The sequence below is a fragment of the Streptomyces sp. NPDC002911 genome (assembly GCF_053591835.1).
Window position 1 is genome coordinate 282,539 of record NZ_JBSFUO010000009.1, and the last position, 14,549, is coordinate 297,087.

General features: G+C 71.5%; 11 protein-coding genes and 1 tRNA gene. 6 read left to right on the top strand and 6 right to left on the bottom strand.

What is annotated here, in order from left to right:
• Positions 1-21 precede the first annotated feature (21 nt).
• The 3 genes from ACWD04_RS17420 to ACWD04_RS17430 form a co-directional block, all read right to left on the bottom strand.
• A complete protein-coding gene (locus ACWD04_RS17420; RefSeq protein ID WP_451132734.1) occupies positions 22-987 on the bottom strand; it encodes a DUF5926 family protein in 966 nt (321 codons plus the stop codon).
• Positions 988-1,114: 127 nt separating this feature from the next.
• Complete coding sequence (locus ACWD04_RS17425) at positions 1,115-1,711, bottom strand: ATP-binding protein (RefSeq protein ID WP_451132736.1); 597 nt, start codon at positions 1,709-1,711, stop codon at positions 1,115-1,117.
• Positions 1,712-1,845: 134 nt separating this feature from the next.
• Positions 1,846-2,679 (bottom strand): glycerophosphodiester phosphodiesterase, encoded by an 834-nt coding sequence (locus tag ACWD04_RS17430; protein ID WP_451132738.1) that lies wholly within the window; start codon positions 2,677-2,679, stop codon positions 1,846-1,848.
• A 197-nt stretch (positions 2,680-2,876) separates the two neighbouring features.
• On the opposite strand from ACWD04_RS17430, the gene ACWD04_RS17435 reads away from it, so the two are divergent.
• Together ACWD04_RS17435 and ACWD04_RS17440 are read left to right on the top strand one after the other, a co-directional pair.
• Positions 2,877-4,397: a S1C family serine protease gene (locus ACWD04_RS17435; protein ID WP_451132740.1), complete on the top strand. Its 1,521-nt coding sequence runs from the start codon at positions 2,877-2,879 to the stop codon at positions 4,395-4,397.
• Between the two features lie 60 nt (positions 4,398-4,457).
• Positions 4,458-4,544: transfer RNA gene (locus ACWD04_RS17440), tRNA-Ser, on the top strand.
• A gap of 152 nt (positions 4,545-4,696) precedes the next feature.
• Here ACWD04_RS17440 and ACWD04_RS17445 read toward each other — a convergent pair.
• Positions 4,697-5,158 carry a MerR family transcriptional regulator gene (locus ACWD04_RS17445; protein WP_451132742.1) on the bottom strand — a complete coding sequence of 154 codons (462 nt, stop codon included), beginning with the start codon at positions 5,156-5,158 and terminating at the stop codon, positions 4,697-4,699.
• A gap of 123 nt (positions 5,159-5,281) precedes the next feature.
• Between ACWD04_RS17445 and ACWD04_RS17450 the strand changes: the two genes are divergently transcribed.
• A complete protein-coding gene (locus ACWD04_RS17450) occupies positions 5,282-5,998 on the top strand; it encodes an SDR family oxidoreductase (RefSeq protein WP_451132744.1) in 717 nt (238 codons plus the stop codon).
• 96 nt (positions 5,999-6,094) lie between these two features.
• Here ACWD04_RS17450 and ACWD04_RS17455 read toward each other — a convergent pair whose 3' ends face one another.
• A complete protein-coding gene (locus ACWD04_RS17455) occupies positions 6,095-6,970 on the bottom strand; it encodes a bifunctional DNA primase/polymerase (RefSeq protein ID WP_451132746.1) in 876 nt (291 codons plus the stop codon).
• Between the two features lie 254 nt (positions 6,971-7,224).
• On the opposite strand from ACWD04_RS17455, the gene ACWD04_RS17460 reads away from it, so the two are divergent.
• The 3 genes from ACWD04_RS17460 (at position 7,225) to ACWD04_RS17470 (ending at position 10,145) form a co-directional block, all read left to right on the top strand.
• On the top strand, positions 7,225-7,536 hold the full coding sequence (locus tag ACWD04_RS17460) for a hypothetical protein (RefSeq protein ID WP_451132748.1): 312 nt from the start codon (positions 7,225-7,227) through the stop codon (positions 7,534-7,536).
• A gap of 219 nt (positions 7,537-7,755) precedes the next feature.
• The gene (locus ACWD04_RS17465; RefSeq protein WP_451132750.1) at positions 7,756-8,310 is read left to right on the top strand and encodes a SigE family RNA polymerase sigma factor; all 555 of its coding nucleotides are present in this window, start codon (positions 7,756-7,758) and stop codon (positions 8,308-8,310) included.
• A 188-nt stretch (positions 8,311-8,498) separates the two neighbouring features.
• Complete coding sequence (locus ACWD04_RS17470) at positions 8,499-10,145, top strand: long-chain fatty acid--CoA ligase (RefSeq protein WP_451132793.1); 1,647 nt, start codon at positions 8,499-8,501, stop codon at positions 10,143-10,145.
• A gap of 120 nt (positions 10,146-10,265) precedes the next feature.
• Here the strand turns inward: ACWD04_RS17470 and ACWD04_RS17475 are convergent, their stop codons facing one another.
• Complete coding sequence (locus ACWD04_RS17475; RefSeq protein WP_451132752.1) at positions 10,266-14,357, bottom strand: PAS domain-containing protein; 4,092 nt, start codon at positions 14,355-14,357, stop codon at positions 10,266-10,268.
• Between the last annotated feature and the right edge of the window lie 192 nt (positions 14,358-14,549).

Below are 14,549 nucleotides of genomic sequence, written 5' to 3' on the forward strand. Positions count from 1 at the left end.
GCGTCCCGGCTTTCGTCACTGTCAGCTGAGCGTCACTTGGCGGTTGGTGAGCCCGCTGCGGGCCCGGCGCTCCTCGGCCGTCAGCGGAGCGTCCGACGCGAGGGCTTCCGTGAGCCGCTCCGCGAACTGCGCCGCAGGCTTCTCGCACTCCTGGGCCCCCATCGCGCTCGGCAGGTCCCAGACCGGGACCATCAGCCCGTGGGCTCGGAACGACCCCACCAGACGGGTCCCTTCACCGAGTGAGGACGCGCCCGCCGCGTGCAGCCGGGCGAGGGCGTCGAGGAGCTGCTCCTCGGGGTGCGGCATGGCCCAGCGGAGGTGGTTCTTCTCCGGTGTCTCGCACCAGTAGGCCGCGTCCACGCCGGAGAGCCGGGTGGTGGGGATGGCCGCAGCGTTGGCACGCTCCAGGGAGGCGGAGACCTCCGCCGTGGCGTTCTCCGCGTCCGGGACCCAGAATTCGAAACCGGAGTGCACGACCGGCTCGAAAGCGGCGTCGGGGTCGAGGACGTCCTGCAGTCGCGGGCCGTCGGCGGGCACCCGGCGGGCGGCGACCGGCGAACCGGGGTCGGCCTCCAGTGCACGCTGCAGGGTGTCCGCGAGGTCGCGGCTGAGGTCGCCGGACGAAGTGTCGTTCTGCAGGGCCAGCAGGACGGAGCCGTCGTCGCGGCGCAACGCCGGCCAGGCCATCGGCAGCACCGTCGCGAGAGCCACGGACGGCACGCCCTCGGGCAGCCCACCCTTCAGCGTCAGCTCGACGGTGGCGGCGGGGACCAGCTCGCGCAGGGCGATCCAGTCACACTCTCCCGAGATTCCCTCGAAGGGGCGCTGGACCAGCTCGGTCACGGCGTGCGCGGCTGCGCGCCCGTGGCACGCCTTGTAGCGGCGGCCCGAACCGCACGGGCAGGGCTCACGAGCCCCTACGACCGGGATTTCACCGTCCTTGAGCTGCGGCTTCCCGGCCTTGGACTGAGGGCGCTTCTTGGCCATGGTGGGCGTTCTCCCGATTGCGACAGTGCGGTCTCGGGCGCGAGCCTAGCCGCCCCTGTCGATGCCGGGGCACACCTGCCGTGGCACCCGCGCGGCCCACTCCGTCGTGCCGCGCGCCGTACCGCTCTCAGCCCGCGTCGTCGAAGGCTTCGAGAGCGTCGGCGAGTTCCAGCCCGTCGAGCGAGCCGAATCCATGCATTCCGAGCCGCCCGCTCAGACCCGACCGTTCGCGACGGGCGGGCCTCGCGGGGGCCGGAGCCACTGTGGTGAAGCTGCCGTGTCCGTGGTCACCGGAGACCAGGGCCCAGACGGTGACCTCACCGACTGCGTCGTCCCGCACGCCCCACTCCTGGGCGAGGGCACTGATGATGTTGAGTCCGCGCCCCCCGCGCGCGGTGACCGAAGGGGTGGCCGGGAGCGGCCTGGTCGGCCCGCCGCCGTCCGTGACCTCGACCGTCAGGTCACCCCTTCTGTCCACGCGCCATGCGGCACGGATGTCGCCGTCCCCCACATCTGAGTGCTGTCCCAGCGGTCTGCCGTGCCGGCAGGCATTGCTGAGAAGCTCGGAAAGGATCAGTACCGCGTCGTCGACCACGGTGTCCGGGACCCCGTTGCTGCGCAGCTGCTCGCGCATACGGTGCCGCGCCTGCCCCACGCCCGCAGGGCCATGGGGTACGGCCATGCTCGACGACGTGGGCACTTCCTGTGCCACCACAAACGCCACCCCCGAGACCTCCTTTGCCCCACGCCACGGTTTGGATGCCCCCCTGGACTGCGCCGGAAACCGGCCCGAGCCCCGTCAGTGATGCACTCGTAACGATCGATTGCGGAGTGAATGCGCCGGTGCACCCCCCGTAGCTAATGTGAAGAGCGGCCAAGTTGCGAAAGAACCTGTTTCGGGCGGTTGGTGATGATTGCTTCCACTCCGAGGCGTACGCAGAGCTCGACGTCCTCCGGCTCGTTCACGGTCCATACGTGCACCCGGTGCCCCGCCCGGTGCAGCCGCTCGATGTATCCCGGATTGTTACGTACGATCCGCATTCCCGGACCGGCGATCCGGGCCCCGGCGGGAAGCCGCCCGTCACGCAGCCGCGGTGAGACGAACTGCATCAGGAAGACCGTGGGCAGGGTGGGCGCGGCGGCCCGGACGCGGTACAGGGACCGCGCGGAGAAACTCATGACGCGTACCGGGGGCGGCCCGTCCGTCGGCGGAGCGTCCAGGCCGAACCGCTTGAGCAGATGGAGCAGCCGCTCCTCGACCTGTCCGGCCCAGCGCGTGGGGTGTTTGGTCTCGATGGCCAGCTGGATCGGCCGGCCGGCGGCCCGGACGTCGTGGGCCAGTTCCAGAAGCCGTTCCAGGGTGAGTACGGACGTGAGCTCACCTGGCACCGGGTCCCAGTCCGGGGACTCCTCGTGATCCTTCCAGGAACCGAAATCGAGGGTGGCGAGATCGGCCAGTTCCAGGGCGGAGACGGCGCCCCGGCCGTTCGACGTGCGGTTCACCCTGCGGTCGTGCACACAGACGAGCTGCCCGTCCGCGGTGAGGCGAACATCGCACTCCAGGGCGTCCGCCCCGTCCTCGATGGCCTTCCGGTACGCGGCCAGGGTGTGCTCGGGGGCGTCGTCCGAGGCCCCGCGGTGAGCGATGACCTGGATGGGAGGCTGTGGTGAGGGCAGACGTGCATGGGTCACCGCGACATCGTGTCACCGGGACGCGTCGGGTGCTGACACCTTCTGAGGGAGGGCCGTTTTGCCTGATGTAAAGATTGGTGTGCGGATGCACAGGTCCTGCTTACAGTGGCCTGACGTGCTGTGGGAAAAGCTGACCGCAGACACGTGCACAGCGGATCTCTTGCCGAATGCCGAGTGGAACCGAGGAGTAAAGAGCTGTGAGCACCGAGAACGAGGGCAACGAGGGCACCACGGTTCCGGCCGTACCGTCTGTTCCGTCCGCACCTCCCGTGCCGGCTGCCGCTCCTGAGGGCACCCCGCAGGGAGGTCCGCCGGCGCCGGAGGCTCCGCCTGCTCCTGCTGTGGACGCGCCGACGGCCCCGGTTCCGGCCGCGACGGGCCAGGAGGGCACCGGGCTGTCCGCCGCCGGGCATGAGCAGCACCCGTACGCGGCCCCGTCGCCACAGCACCCGTACGCGCCGCCGTCGCCGCAGCAGCCTCCGGCCGGCTCGGCCGCGTGGCCGCCGCCCCCTCCCGCCATCCCCGCGTACGCCGACGGAGGCAGCCCCCCGGCCTGGGGAGCGCCGGTCCCCTCGGAGCCGGAACCCCCGCGCAAGCGCCGCGCGAACGGCCTGATCGCCGCCGTGGCGGTAGCCGCTCTGGTCGCGGGCGGCGTCGGCGGAGCCCTCGGCTACTGGGCCGCCGACAGCAACGACTCCGGTTCCTCGTCCGGGTCGACCACGGTCGCCGCTTCCAACAGCCCGAAGGACTTCAAGCGCGACGCGGGCACGGTCGCGGGCGTCGCGGCGAGCGCGTTGCCCAGCGTCGTGACCATCGACGCGCAGTCCGGCGACGGCGAGGGAGGCACGGGCACCGGCTTCGTGTACGACAAGGAGGGCCACATCCTCACGAACAACCACGTGGTGGCCTCCGCGGCGGACAGCGGCCAGCTGACCGCGACGTTCTCCAACGGCAAGAAGTACGACGCCGAGGTGGTAGGCCGGGCCCAGGGCTACGACGTGGCCGTGCTGAAGCTGAAGAGCCCCCCGGAGGGCCTGACCCCGCTGGCCCTGGGTGACTCCGACAAGGTCGCGGTGGGCGATTCCACCATCGCGATCGGTGCGCCGTTCGGTCTCTCCAACACGGTCACCACCGGCATCATCAGCGCGAAGGACCGCCCGGTCGCCTCCGGTGACGGCTCCAGCAACAAGAACTCGTACATGAGCGCCCTGCAGACCGACGCCTCGATCAACCCGGGCAACTCCGGCGGCCCGCTCCTGGACGCGGGCGGCGCGGTCATCGGCATCAACTCGGCCATCCAGTCCACCAGCGGCGGCGGCGTCGGCCAGTCCCAGGCCGGCTCCATCGGCCTCGGCTTCGCGATCCCGGTCAACCAGGCGAAGAACGTCGCCGAGCAGCTGATCAAGACGGGCCAGCCCGTCTACCCGGTGATCGGCGCGACGGTGACGATGGAGGAGAAGACCGGCGGCGCCGTCATCTCGGACGAGGGCGCGGGCGGTACCCCCGCCGTCACTCAGAACGGCCCGGCGGCGAATGCGGGGCTGAAGGCCGGTGACGTGATCACCAAGTTCAACGACACGGTGGTCGACAGCGGCCCGACGCTGATCGGCGAGATCTGGACCCACAGGCCGGGCGACAAGGTCACACTCACCTACGAGCGCGACGGCAAGACGGCAACGGCCGAACTCACCCTGGGCGAGCGCAAGGGCGACAGCTGACCGGCTAGGCTGTCCCACGCATCGAGCCGGCCCCGGCCACCGGGCCCGGTGACGACGCGGGGTGGGTTGCCCGAGCGGCCTAAGGGAACGGTCTTGAAAACCGTCGTGGCAGCGATGTCACCGTGGGTTCAAATCCCACACCCACCGCAGGTGAACGGCCCCTGACCAGGCGAATCGGTCGGGGGCCGTTCTCTTTGCGCTGTGCGTCACCAGCCGTGGTTCCCCGTCAGTTCCCGGCCGATCGGGCACGGGAAGGGCGCGGGCACCTTCTGATCCGTAGCTCTGCAGAGCTCGGGTCATCAATGGTCAGGCACGGCGAAGGGAGGGCAGTTCCGCGTCAGTGGCGGCGCCGCTGGTGGGGATGTCGTCCCGCCGCGCACCGCTCGGCCCGGGTCGAGTGAAGCCGGGCAGGATTCGGTGTCGGGATGCGTGGCGAGGCCGATCAGTATCCCGAGCCTACGGCTCGCGGCCTGGAGCTCGGCGGCCTTCGCTTCGATGCGGGCGCGCTCGTAGGACAACCGGTCCAACAGCTCGGGGCCCATCGAGCGGGCATCGATGGCGGGCAGGAGCTCGGCGATCAGGCGGCTGCTGAGACCTGCGCCGTAGAGCTGCTGGATGATCTTCACCCGGTCGACAGCCGCCTCGGGGTAGACGCGCTGGCCGCCGGACGTGCGCTGCGGACCGAGCAGTAGCTGCTCCTCGTAGTAGCGCAGGGCCCGCGTGCTGACTCCGGCCCGTTCGGCCAGCTCACCAATACGCATCGCGACTCCTTCTCTTCGTGCTGTCGCCGCCCGCCGACTTGCACTTCACGCCGACGTCAGGTTTTAGCGTAGGCGACACGGAGCGGGACCGAACCGTACGCCCGCCCGGGAAAGGGAACGACCATGGACATTGCCGGTTCCACCGCACTCGTGACCGGGGCCAATCGCGGGATCGGCCGACGCTTTGTCGAGCAGCTGCTGGAGCGCGGAGCTGTGAAGGTCTACGCGTCCGCTCGCCACCCGGAGTCGATCAGCATCCGGGACCCGCGGGTCGTGCCGCTGTATCTGGACCTGCTGGACGAGGAATCGATCTCACAGGCGGCAGCAGCGGCGCCGGACGTGACGCTGTTGGTGAACAACGCCGGCATCACCACGGGCGCCGACCTCCTGACCAGCGACCTGGACCTGATCCGGCTGGACCTGGAGACGCACCTCTTCGGCACCCTGAGGGTCATCCGCGCCTTCGCCCCGGCCCTGGCCTCCAACGGCGGCGGCGCGATCGTGAACGTTCTCTCCGTGCTGTCGTGGGTGGCCACCGGCGAAGGGTCTGGGTCGTACTCGGTGGCCAAGGCCGCGGAGTGGAACATGACCAACGGCGTACGCGTCGAGCTGGCCGACCGGAAGACCCTCGTTCAAGGCGTACATCTGGGGGCCGCAGACACCGACATGATGGCGGGACGCGACACGCCCAAGGTCGACCCGGCGGACGTCGCACGCGCCGCCCTCGACGGCGTACAGGCGGGAGCCATCGAGGTGCTGGTCGACGACCCCAGCCGCTTCGTCAAGGCCGCCCTCGCCGGCGACCCGGCGCAGCTCTACGGCCAGCCACAGAGTGACTGACCGCTCGAGCTCGCCATCCTTTGCCGGCAGGCGTCGCGCACATCCGATGAACTCGGACCTTCCGGAGCTTGGGGGGCGTCGTGGAAGGGGCGTCCGTCAGGGGTTCCGCCGCGGGGTGGTCAGGCGGGCGGCCGAGGCGATGGCGGCGCGTGCCTCCTGTTCGGTGAGGCCCGTGCCGATCGCCGCGTCGGTGAGGGCGTTCGCGAGATCGTCGCCGAAGCCGTGTTCGTACGCGCGGCAAGCCGCCCAGAACAGACGGGTGTTGCGCTGCCCCTCGTGTGCGTCGCGCACGAACTGGACCAGCCCCTGCCCCTGCGGGGCTGGGGAGGTTCGGCCGGTGGGGTGGTGGGGGCGTGGCGGGGGCGTGAGCAGGCGCAGGAGGGCGCGAGGGCAGGGGGCCGGTGTCAGGTGGGCCGTGCCGGGAGCCAGCCGGTATCTGCCGTGGGCCGTGACGGAACCGGGGCCGACCAGGTAGCCGCCCGCTGCGCGTACGTCGATGCCGGGAGCGAGGCGGCCTGCGGAGTTGGGCACGGAGACGCCGGACGGGCCCGTCAGCCAGAGGTGCCGACCGCCGCTGGGTGTGAGCACCGTGACGGTGGCCGGGATGGTGAACAGGTGCTGGAGGGCCAGGTGCTGGAGAGCGGCGACGCTGTCGTTGCCGTGGGTGGTGTCGAGATCGATGCCGATGAGACGGTGCGGCGGCCGTCCGCAGGCGATGCCGTATCCGGTGGCCCTGGGCGCTGCGGCGAAGAGCGCGCGGACGGCGGCCGGGTCGGTGGTGGCGTCGTGGACGCCGTGGCCGGGCAGTCCGCAGGCGCCCCGGCACCGTACGGGCGGGTCCTCGTCGCGGTGCGGTGAGCGGAGGGCGGGGAGCTTGGTGGCGGACAGCGGGAAGACGGGGAGCCCGCGCTCGGCGGCGGAGAGCGCGTGGGCCAGGGCCAGGGTGGCGGTCTGCCGGGCGGTGGTGACCATGGAGCTATTTTCGTACAAGCGTTCGAAGAAGGGAAGGGGGTCGGATGCGCTCGAGGCGGAATGCCTTTTCTCGTACGGGAGGTTTATCGGGTGTTCCTCATACGTGCGGGGGAATCGGGCCTCGTGGGTGGTTCGCCGGGGATGTGGTGGGCAGTTTTGCTCCCGCGACGTCGTGACCAGCACCGAGGTGGTCGGCCAACCGCTTCGGAACCAGCCGTATCAAGCCGCATCTTCGGTTTCTGGAGGAAATTGACATGGCAAGTATCCGTACCGCTCGCGCCCTCGCCGTAGTCGCCGCTCTGCCTCTCACCGCCGCCCTGTTCGGAGGGGTCGCGATGGCCGACAACGGTTCGTTCGCGAACGACGGATCGAACGCGGCGGTGGCGACCATCGGATCCGGCGGTGCCGGAGGGAACAACTCCGGCAATTCGTCCACGTCCCAGCAGCAGGCCGTCGGCCTTGGTGCCTCCAACCACAGCAACTCGGCCCAGGTGAACGGATCGGCCTTCACGGTGATCGACCAGTCCACGGACATCGTCGCGGTGACCTTCACGCCGCTCTGGTGAGCTGAGCGGGGCGGCCCGCGCGGCGGCGGCGTGCCGCCGGGGCGCGGGCCGCTTCCGTACGTGAAGGCGCGGGCCCTCGGGGGTGAGGACCCCGAGCTGGGTTGACCGCGTCTCCACCTTCAGGAGGTGGGGCCCGCCCGCCCCCTACGACCTGAGGCGGACCTGGCTTCGACACCTGGGGCCGATCCCCTCGTCCGGGCCCGCTCCTAGCGTGGAGTTATGACCACGCCAGTCTGCACCGGCGCCTCCCGGGCGGCCGCTGCCTCCGCCGGACACCGCCGCTATCCGTCGTTCTCGTCGTACGTGCGGGCCCGGGGCCCCGTACTGCTGCGGACCGCACGGTCCCTCACCGCGAACCCGAGCGACGCCGAGGACCTGCTGCAGACCGCCCTCACCAAGACGTACGTCGCCTGGGAGCGGATCGAGGATCACCGCGCGCTCGACGGATACGTCCGCCGGGCCCTGGTGAACACCCGCACCTCGCAGTGGCGCAAGCGCAAGGTCGACGAGTTCGCCTGCGAGGAGCTGCCCGAGAAGGAGGCCGCACCCGCGCCGGACCCGGCCGAGCAGCAGTCACTGCATGACGCGATGTGGCGTGCTGTGCTCAAGCTCCCGGACCGTCAGAGGGCAATGGTCGTCCTGAGGTACTACGAGGACCTCAGTGAGGCCCAGACGGCCGAGGTCCTGGGCGTGTCCGTCGGTACGGTCAAGAGCGCCGTGTCGCGGGCGCTCGGGAAGCTCCGCCAGGATCCGGAGCTCAGCCCGGTCCGGTGACCGGCGGGCGATCCGCAGCCTTCGCGTCGGCCTCCCGCTGCCGCCCCCACGTCGTTCCCCAGCCGTTCCGCAGCGCGGTTCTGACGGCCGACACCGATTCGCACGCCCGTGAGTAGTGACATACCGCTTGGTATGTGAGCAGAATCAGCGCACCCACACTGCCGCGTAGCGCCCACCGGGAGGACGCCGTGCTCAGCACCATGCAGGACGTACCGCTGACTGTGACCCGCATCCTGACCCATGGGATGACCATCCACGGGAAGTCGCAGGTGACGACCTGGACCGGTGACCCGGAGCCGCACCGGCGCAGTTTCGCCGACATCGGCAGGCGCGCCGCGCAACTGGCGCATGCCCTGCGCGACGAGCTGGGTGTCGACGGCGACCAGCGTGTCGCCACCCTCATGTGGAACAACGCCGAGCATGTCGAGGCGTACCTGGCGATCCCCTCGATGGGCGCCGTGCTGCACACGCTCAACCTGCGGCTCCCCGCCGAGCAGCTGATCTGGATCGTCGGCCACGCCGACGACAAGGTCGTCCTCGTCAACGGTTCGCTGCTGCCGTTGCTCGCGCCGCTGCTCCCGCATCTGCCCTCCCTCGAGCACGTGGTGGTGTCCGGCCCCGGCGACCGCTCCGTGCTCGACGGTGCCGTGCCCCGGGTGCACGAGTACGAGGAGCTGATCGCCGGCCGACCCACCTCCTACGCCTGGCCCGATCTGGACGAACGCCAGGCAGCCGCCATGTGCTACACCTCCGGGACCACGGGTGACCCCAAGGGCGTCGTCTACTCCCACCGCTCCGTCTACCTGCACTCCATGCAGGTCAACATGGCCGAGTCGATGGGGCTGACCGACAAGGACACGACCCTGGTGGTCGTGCCGCAATTTCACGTGAATGCGTGGGGGCTGCCCCATGCGACGTTCATGACCGGCGTCAACATGCTGATGCCCGACCGTTTCCTGCAGGCGGCTCCGCTCGCCGACATGATCGAACAGGAGCGGCCCTCGCACGCCGCGGCCGTTCCCACCATCTGGCAGGGGCTGCTGGCCGAGGTCACAGCGAAGCCGCGGGACCTTTCCTCCATGGCCCGCGTCACGATCGGCGGCGCCGCCTGTCCGCCCTCCCTGATGGAGGCGTACGACAAGCTCGGCGTCCGCCTCTGCCACGCCTGGGGCATGACGGAGACTTCGCCGCTCGGTACCATGTCCAACCCGCCGGCGGGACTGACCGAAGAGCAGGAGTGGCCGTACCGCGTCACCCAGGGCCGTTTCCCGGCGGGTGTCGAGGCGCGTCTGACCGGCCCCGGAGGCGAACACCTGCCGTGGGACGGCGAGTCCGCGGGCGAGCTGGAGGTCCGCGGTCCCTGGATCGCCGGTGCGTACTACGGCGGTGCGGACGGCGGGGAGCTGCGCCCCGAGGACAAGTTCAGCGAGGACGGCTGGCTGAAGACCGGCGACGTCGGTGTGATCAGCGACGAGGGTTACCTCACGCTGACCGACCGGGCCAAGGACGTCATCAAGTCCGGCGGCGAGTGGATCTCCAGTGTCGATCTGGAGAACGCGATCATGGCGCACCCGGATGTGGCCGAGGCCGCGGTCGTGGCCGTCCCCGACGAGAAGTGGGGCGAACGCCCCCTCGCGACCGTCGTCCTCAAGGAGGGCGCCACCGCCGACCACGCGGCGCTCAGGACCTTCCTCGCCCAGTCGGTGGCCAGGTGGCAGCTGCCCGAGCGCTGGACGATCGTTCCGTCGGTGCCGAAGACGAGCGTGGGCAAGTTCGACAAGAAGGTGATCCGCAGGCAGTACGCCGACGGTGAGCTGGACATCACGCAGCTCTGAGCCGCACATCACGCAGCTCTGAGCCGGATCACGGCACACGAGGGCGGTACGGAACCTTCCGTACCGCCCTCGTGTGTTCTCGTACCGACCTCGTCGTCGGCGCCCGATGGCGTCCGGGCGTCAGTTCGTCCCTATCTTCGCCAGCAGATCCACGATCCGGGACTGTACCTCGTCGCTCGTGGAGCGCTCGGCGAGGAAGAGCACCGTCTCACCGGAGGCGAGCCTCGGCAGGTCCGACTCCTCCATGCCGGCCGAGGTGTAGACGACCAGCGGTGTGTGGTTCAGCGAGCCGTTCGCGCGGAGCCAGTCGATGATCCCGGCGCGCCGACGGCGCACCTGCATCAGGTCCATCACGACCAGATTGGGCCGCACCCGGGTGGCGAGATCGACCGCCTCGCTGTCGCCCGACGCCCGCGCGACCTGCATGCCCCGCCGCTCCAGCGTCTCCGTCAGCGCCAGGGCGATCTCCTCGTGCTCCTCGATCACCAGGACCCTCGGCGGATGCTGCTCGCTGTCGCGCGGGGCGAGCGCCTTGAGGAGCACGGCCGGGTCGGCGCCGTACGCCGCTTCCCTGGTCGCCTGCCCCAGACCGGCCGTCACCAGCACCGGGACCTCGGCCGCCACGGCCGCCTGACGCAGTGACTGCAGTGCTGTACGGGTGATCGGGCCCGTCAGGGGGTCGACGAACAGCGCGGCGGGGAACGCCGCGATCTGAGCGTCGACCTCCTCGCGGGAGTGCACGATCACCGGACGGTAGCCGCGGTCGCTGAGGGCCTGCTGGGTGGAGACGTCCGGGGCCGGCCAGACGAGCAGCCGGCGCGGATTGTCCAGCGGCTCCGGCGGCAGTTCGTCGTCGACGGGCTGCGGCTGCGGGCGGTTGGCCACCTCGACGGCGCCACCGGGACCGTCCAGCGGCTCCGGCCCCTCGGCGCCTTCGTCGGGGGCCCCGATCGCGTAGGAACGCCCCTCGGACGCGGGCGGGGACAGCAGCTGACCGGAGCCGGAACCCTGCACGGTGCTTCCATGGGCGTCGCCGGGCTGCGGCGGGCCAGGGGCCGGGACGGGCTGCGGCGGCACGGGAGCCATGGCCGACGGGGCCAGCCCTTCGGCCTCGGGCGGGGCCGCGAGCTTACGGCGCCGCCCGGCACCGCCGAGCGTCTGGTTCTGCTGATGCGCGAGGTGCTGCGCGAAGGGCACGCCCTGACCCAGCGTCCGGACGCTGAACGCACGGCCCTGGGTCGAATCCGAGGACGCCGGCATGGGCTCCTCGGTCGGCAGCGGCCGGTGCCGCGCGTCAGGGACGGAGGCCGGCGCGTCGCTGTCGGCCGGATGCGGCTCCGGTGCGGGCGCCGCGGGCTCCTGCGCGGGTGCGGGACCGGCCGTGGCGGCGACGGTGCCCGTGGTGTGTGTGGTGCTGCCCTGGCCTGCCCAGGACTCGTCACCCGCCGGGTCCATGTCGTCTTCGGGTACCCGGACGGTGGGCCCCTGCAGGGAGGTGTCGCCCTGTGCCCAGTCGGGCTGCGGAGGGACGGCGGGCAGCGGCTGCCCGGGAACGGGGTGGCCCGGCCGGGCCTGCGGCTCCGGCGCCTCAGCGGACCGTGCCCTCCGGCGGCCGGACGGCACGGGGGGCGGCTGCGGCGCGGTGTGGTCCGCGTCCGGATCGGTGCGTGCGGCGTCGTGGCGCTCGGGCAACGGCCCTTCCCCGGCCGGGAGCGGCTGAGCACCGGAGGGGGCCGGGACCGGCTGGGGCATGGCGGGGGCCGGGATCGGCTGCGCGGCGGCCGCGGCCGGTGAGGCAGCGGACGGCGGTGCTACGACAGGCGTGCCCGGAGCCGTAGGCGGCATCCGGTCCGCCGCCGCGGGCGGCAGCGCGAAGGCCGTACGAGGTCCCGAGGGCTCGGCCACCGCGGCGCGTTCCTGCGCCGCGGCGAGAGCCCGGCGAGCCCGTCGCCCTCCGGGCTGCTGTGCCGACTGCTCCGGCTGTGGCTGCTCCTGCGGCCCACGGGCGTCGGGCGAGGGGAGGGCGGGCAGCGCGGGCCGGCTGCCGCCGCCCTGACGCCCGGAGGCGTTCTGCGGCACGCCCTGGGGCGGCACCGTCTGCCCGCGCTGCGGGCGGCCGCCACCTCCCTGCGCACCCTCGGCCGCCGTGACCACCGACCCCTCCGAGGGAGCGGAGGCCGCCGCGGGGAGCGCCAGCGCCTGCCGGGGCTGCTCGGCCGCTGTTTCCGCACCCGTCTCCGCCGGGCTGGGCCGGCCGCGCCTGCGACCGGATCCCTCGCTCCGCTGAGGCGGGGTCATGTCCTGTTCCTGCTGCTGTTCCTGCGGGTCAGTGGACGCACGGCGTGCCCTGCGCCGACCGGTCGGCTCCGCGGCCGCGATGTCACCGGACTCCGGAGCGGCCGCTCCCGCGTCGAGGGGGCTGTCCAGGAACGCGTCCGTCGACCCCCTGCGAGCCCGCCGCCGGCCGCCCTGCGTGGGCTGGGGAGAGGGCTCGGGTACGGGCTCGGGTACGGGTACGGCGGCTTCCTCGGGTAGCGGGGGCTGCTCGGGCGCGACGGTCCCGGCGCCCGTGCCGAGCGGTACCTCCAGGACGTACGCGCTGCCGCTCAGCCCGGGCATCTCGTGCGTCTGGAGCACACCGCCGTGCGCGCGTACGATCCCGCGCACGATCGGCACGTGCACGGGGTCGCCCCCTGCGAACGGCCCACGCACCTCGATCCGTACGACCTCACCGCGCTGCGCAGCGGCCACGACGATCGTGGAGTCGACGTAACCGCCGCCCGGCACCGTCCGGGCCTTGCCGGTCGAGTCCACACCGGCCACGTCGGCGACGAGGTGGGCGAGCGCCGTGATCAGCCGGCCCGCGTCGACCTCGGCCTCGATCGGCGGTGCGTGCACCGCGAACTGCGCACGTCCCGGACCGATCAGCTCGACCGCACCGTCGATGCCCGCAGCCACCACGGAGTCGAGCAGCACCGTCTGCTTGACGAGTTCCTCGGTGCCCTCGTCCAGGCGCTGGTAGCTCAACACGTTGTCGACGAGCGTCGTCATGCGCGCATAGCCGGCGGCGAGGTGGTGCAGGATCTGGTTGGCCTCGGGCCAGAGCTGGCCTGCCGGATCGGCGGCGAGGGCCGAGAGTTCGCCCCGCAACTCCTCCAGCGGCCCGCGCAGGGACTCGCCCAGCACGGCGGTCAGCTGGGTGTGCCGCGCGCCGAGGCCGGTGAGACGCTCCGCCTGCTCCTCCAGCTCGGAGGCGTACCGCTCGGTCCGGTCGGCGGTCTCGGCCGCGTGCTCTTCGGTGAGCGCGGCCACTTCGGCCCGGTGGCTCGCGGTGAGCTCGGCGATCTCGGCGGCGTGCCGTTCGGTCAGCCCCGAGACCTCTTCGGTGTGCTGCTGGGCCAGTTCGTCGTAGGGCCTGCGGTCGGTGAACGTCATGACGGCGCCGACCAGCTGATCCCCGTCGCGCACCGGGGCGGTCGTCAGGTCCACCGGTACCTGGGCACCGCTCTTGGACCAGAGCACCTGGCCGCGTACCCGGTGCTTCCGGCCGGACTTGAGCGTGTCCGCGAGCGGAGACCCGTCGTACGGGAACGGCTCGCCGTCCGCCCGCGAGTGCAGGATCAGCGTGTGCAGTTCCTTGCCGCCGAGGTCGCTGGCGCGGAAGCCGAGGATCTGTGCGGCGGCGGGGTTGACCAGGACGACCCGGCCGTCCATGTCCGTACCGACGACACCCTCGGAGGCGGCCCGCAGGATCATCTCGGTCTGGCGCTGCGAACGGGCCAGCTCGGCCTCGGTGTCGACGGTGCCGGAGAGATCCCGTACGACCAGCATGAGCAGCTCGTCGCCGGTGTAGCTGGAGTTTATGTCGTTGTAACCCGCGTGGCCGCTGTCCAGGGACGCACTGGTGACCTCGACGGGGTACTCGGTGCCGTCGGTCCGGCGCGCGGTCATCCGCGTCGGCTTGGTCCTGCCCTGCTCGTCCGCAGCGTCCGGCCTGCGCATCGACCCCGGGATCAGTCTGGAGTCGAACTCCGGAAGCAGATCGAGCAGTCCGCGCCCCACGAGCGCGGTGCCCGGGGTCTCGAACAGCTCGAGGGCGATGGTGTTGGCGTTGACGACCGTGCCGTTGCAGTTGACGAGCAGGAGCCCGTCCGGGAGGGCGTCGAGTATGGCTGCGAGGCGAGCAGTGCCTCGGGATGGCCTGCTGCTCACGAGACGCTTCCTCCCTGAATACCGCACCTTGCCGACAGCGGGCCCCATCCTGCCCCTCGGGCCTCAGGCTGTCACTGGAGAAGTCTAAAGGCAGGGAGTGCATGGCGGGCGGCGGATGAGGGGGAGCTCTCACCAAGGTTCTGTGCACACGGTGTACGCCGGTGGTCCATGGTATGACCGTGTGCGCCCCCT

Excerpts from the sequence above, each read along its gene's own strand:
- ACWD04_RS17445 (WP_451132742.1), bottom strand. The coding sequence starts at position 5,158 with ATGCGTATTGGTGAGCTGGCCGAACGGGCCGGAGTCAGCACGCGGGCC.
- ACWD04_RS17455 (WP_451132746.1), bottom strand. The coding sequence starts at position 6,970 with ATGGTCACCACCGCCCGGCAGACCGCCACCCTGGCCCTGGCCCACGCG.
- ACWD04_RS17460 (WP_451132748.1), top strand. The coding sequence starts at position 7,225 with ATGGCAAGTATCCGTACCGCTCGCGCCCTCGCCGTAGTCGCCGCTCTG.
- ACWD04_RS17450 (WP_451132744.1), top strand. The coding sequence starts at position 5,282 with ATGGACATTGCCGGTTCCACCGCACTCGTGACCGGGGCCAATCGCGGG.
- ACWD04_RS17465 (WP_451132750.1), top strand. The coding sequence starts at position 7,756 with ATGACCACGCCAGTCTGCACCGGCGCCTCCCGGGCGGCCGCTGCCTCC.
- ACWD04_RS17420 (WP_451132734.1), bottom strand. The coding sequence starts at position 987 with ATGGCCAAGAAGCGCCCTCAGTCCAAGGCCGGGAAGCCGCAGCTCAAG.